The following is a 3,173-nucleotide window of genomic DNA, read 5'->3' on the forward strand; positions in this document are numbered from 1 at the left end:
TATGCTGATCTACCTCTTGGTATTCTCAACCTAAGATGGGTAAATCAACGGACTGATAAGAGAGGGTTTTCCAGATCCTGCGTACAGCTGAGCGACCGGCGCGCGATGACCAGGATTATGTTTCGGTGGCCGGCCTCCGGAATGGGCTGATCAGCCGATATCGCAATTACTGGAATCCCCTGGCCGTTTTTCCGCCCTCGACTGCGCCGGCAAAGCCAATGCCGTATCGAAATGCGGCATAGACGCGTGGAAGCCGGCCGGCTGTGTCCTCAGCCGTCGTCGGCATGCGCCGGCCCCCAACCGACGGCCAAGTTCCCGTAACGACGTCTTTTGGTGCAACAAGGTCGCGCTGGCTCTTTTCCAACGTTTCCAGGCCGAGGATTCGCAGCCTGTAGATTTTTGATACAGCTAAAGAATCTGCATCGCACCAGCCGCTGTGCTGTTGACGGCATGCGACATTGCAGAAGATCATCCGCAATCGGGGAGGAACAAAAATGCGCAAGACTACTTTGTTTGCCGGCTTTGTATTCGCTGCCATCACGCCGGTTTCGGCGCATGCCCAAGTCTCTGACAACCTGATCAGGATCGGCGTCCTGACTGATCTGTCGGGCATCTACTCGGACATCAATGGCGAGGGTTCCGTCGTGGCGGCGCGATTGGCGGCCGAAGAGTTCAGTAATGAACTGGGCGGGGCGCGGATCGAGATCATTGCCGGTGACCACCAGAACAAGGCCGACATCGCCGCGAACCTCGCCCGAAGCTGGATCGACACCGACAAGGTGGACGTTATCGCGGACGTACCCAACTCGGCCGCGGCTCTGGCCGTTCAGGGGATCACACGGGACAACAAGCGGATTTTCCTCATGTCGGGTCCGGGATCGACGGAGCTGACGGGCAAACAATGCAGTCCCTACGGCTTTCATTGGACCTGGGACAACCATGCCCTGGCCGCTGGGACGGCCCGCGCCCTTGTCGAGCAGGGAAAGAAGAGCTGGTACTTCGTGACGGCCGACTATGCTTTCGGCCATTCCCTGGAAGCGGAAGCCTCCAGTGTCGTCAAGCAGCTGGGCGGCACGGTCGCGGGCGGCGTGCGCCATCCGCTCAGCACGCCTGACTTCTCCTCCTACCTGCTGCAGGCGCAGGGCTCGGGCTCCCAGGTCATAGCCTTTGCCAATGCCGGGGGCGATACCATCAACGCGGTCAAGCAGGCGGCCGAGTTCGGCATCACCCAGTCCGGCCAGAACCTTGCGGGCCTGTTGCTGAACATCAACGACATTCACGCGCTGGGCCTGGAAGCCGCGCAGGGATTGGTGCTGACGAACTCCTTCTACTGGGACATGAACGACGAAACCCGGACCTGGTCGAAAAGATTCGAGGAACGGACCGGCCGCAAGGCGTCGATGAATCAGGCCGGCGTCTACTCTGCCGTACGGCACTATCTGAAGGCGGTACAGGCGACCGGTACCGACGATGCGGACAAGATCGCCGTCAGGATGCGCGGGACGCCGGTCGACGATATGATGATGAAGACTGTCTCGATCGGTGAGAATGGCCGCGTTCTCAATGACATGTATCTGTTCAAGGTGAAAGCGCCGAACGAGTCGAAGGGTGCCTGGGACTATTTCGACCTGGTCAAGACCATCCCGGCGGCACAGGCTTACATCGATCCGAAGCAGAGCGGCTGTCCCTTGGTGAAGTAGGTCCATGACCGTCCCGTCGGGTCCGGTCAGCGGTTTAGCGAACGGAGAAAGCTGCGCAGTTCGCTTGTGCGTTTTTTCGCATCGGTGATCTCGTCGTCGATCCCGATCCGCCATGCGATGTCCCTGCGTGCGGCGTCGTTGTGCAACTCATCCAGCAAGGCTGCATAATCCTCAATGGTCGTGCTATCCCTCGCCATGTCCTGCGCGATGAGGTCGTCCGCCTGACGGCGAAGGGATGCGGCGATCTCGGCGATCGTCAGCTCCGGATGATACTGCACGCCCCAGAAGATCCCGTTCTGCGATCGGATCTCTGCGGCTTGGACCGGCGTGCTCTTCGTTCTTGCCAGAACGACGCCGCCTGCCGGCATGGTCCCGACGATGCTGGAGTGCATGGCCGGAGCGTCCCAGACGACCGGTCGCCCGCGCAGGAGTGGATGGTCGCGCCCGGCTTCCGTTGCCGTGATCCCACGCGCAAACCCGGCCTCCATCGTCGTTTCACGCGGCTTGCACGTCCCGCCGGCCGCGACGGCCGCGATCTGGAGACCCGCGCACGATCCGAACGCGGGCGTTCCGGACTCGAAGACGTCCATCGCGAAACGGGCGGCTAGACGGCTTTCCTCGGTATCTTCATGCATCTGGATCGGAGAGCCGGCGTAGAAGATGCCGTCATACCGGCGAAGCTCCGGAAGTGAGGGCGTCCGCGAGCCATCGACGCAGGACAAGAATTCGATCGAAGCATCATCGGTGAGCGAACGTACCGTCGAGGCATAGGTCTCGTGCGACGCGGCCCCAACCGACCGGCGGCGCGCTTCGGCTTGATCTGGCGTTTCACTGGCGACGACTAGAAGGTGAAGGGACACAGCTATCCAATCTCTGGCTATGGCGGAACTTCGAAATGGGCGATCAGCACCGTACCGGAAGGTGTGCCGGTACTGGATATGCCGCCTTGGTCGCGGCGAACTCGTTTTCCAAGGCAGCTCGAAAAGTTTCTCCTGAAGGGGGCGGCATCGGCGGCTGTCTCAACTCTACCTTTGTTGTAGATTTCTCAACCTTCCCATAGAGATAGCGTCCATGTCGCGGTGCTCAACGGTCGAAGCCGATTTCCCGGCGGTCGGAACCCTAGCCGGCCGGCCGCCACTGCCTTATGCGTGACTCCGTTTGAGGTTGCCCTCGCGCCTCCGGTCGTTGAAACGATCGGCGGAATGGTCGGCACCGCTCGGCGCGAAAAAGGATTAGCGTACTGTCCGGCACGGCTGACCCATCTAAGTCCCGCTTCCTGTGATGCAGATTCGAACACGAGGAAAGCGCATGCTCATTCCCCTTCCGCTCCCGCTGCCGCGCCTTGGCGTGGTCACCGGCGTTGCGATCGCAACCTCCCTCGGCATGGGATTGGCGCTCGGCGTCACGGCTGGCGTCGGCCTCGTCGCGCTTGATGCCTTGACCAGGAAGATGGAGAACCGGCAATGATCCACG

At 61.0% G+C, this 3,173-nt stretch carries 4 protein-coding genes; 2 read left to right on the top strand and 2 right to left on the bottom strand.

The features are described from left to right. Window positions 1–166: 166 nt before the first annotated feature. Window positions 167–472: a hypothetical protein gene (locus tag AC5JJ6_RS05930; protein WP_496041157.1), complete on the bottom strand. Its 306-nt coding sequence runs from the start codon at window positions 470–472 to the stop codon at window positions 167–169. A gap of 22 nt (window positions 473–494) precedes the next feature. On the opposite strand from AC5JJ6_RS05930, the gene AC5JJ6_RS05935 reads away from it, so the two are divergent. Next, window positions 495–1,700 carry an ABC transporter substrate-binding protein gene (locus AC5JJ6_RS05935; RefSeq protein WP_496041158.1) on the top strand — a complete coding sequence of 402 codons (1,206 nt, stop codon included), beginning with the start codon at window positions 495–497 and terminating at the stop codon, window positions 1,698–1,700. Between the two features lie 26 nt (window positions 1,701–1,726). Here the strand turns inward: AC5JJ6_RS05935 and AC5JJ6_RS05940 are convergent, their stop codons facing one another. Then, the gene (locus tag AC5JJ6_RS05940) at window positions 1,727–2,560 is read right to left on the bottom strand and encodes a glutamine amidotransferase-related protein (RefSeq protein ID WP_496041159.1); all 834 of its coding nucleotides are present in this window, start codon (window positions 2,558–2,560) and stop codon (window positions 1,727–1,729) included. A 448-nt stretch (window positions 2,561–3,008) separates the two neighbouring features. On the opposite strand from AC5JJ6_RS05940, the gene AC5JJ6_RS05945 reads away from it, so the two are divergent. Continuing rightward, entirely contained in the window at window positions 3,009–3,167 is a 159-nt protein-coding gene (locus AC5JJ6_RS05945) for a hypothetical protein (protein ID WP_496041160.1), read from the top strand. Window positions 3,168–3,173 lie beyond the last annotated feature (6 nt).

It is taken from the genome of Skermanella sp. (genome assembly GCF_059503625.1).

What these genes read in the sequence shown, in the direction of transcription:
- AC5JJ6_RS05945 (WP_496041160.1), top strand. Translation starts at nt 3,009, where the DNA reads ATGCTCATTCCCCTTCCGCTCCCGCTGCCGCGCCTTGGCGTGGTCACC.
- AC5JJ6_RS05935 (WP_496041158.1), top strand. Translation starts at nt 495, where the DNA reads ATGCGCAAGACTACTTTGTTTGCCGGCTTTGTATTCGCTGCCATCACG.
- AC5JJ6_RS05930 (WP_496041157.1), bottom strand. Translation starts at nt 472, where the DNA reads ATGATCTTCTGCAATGTCGCATGCCGTCAACAGCACAGCGGCTGGTGC.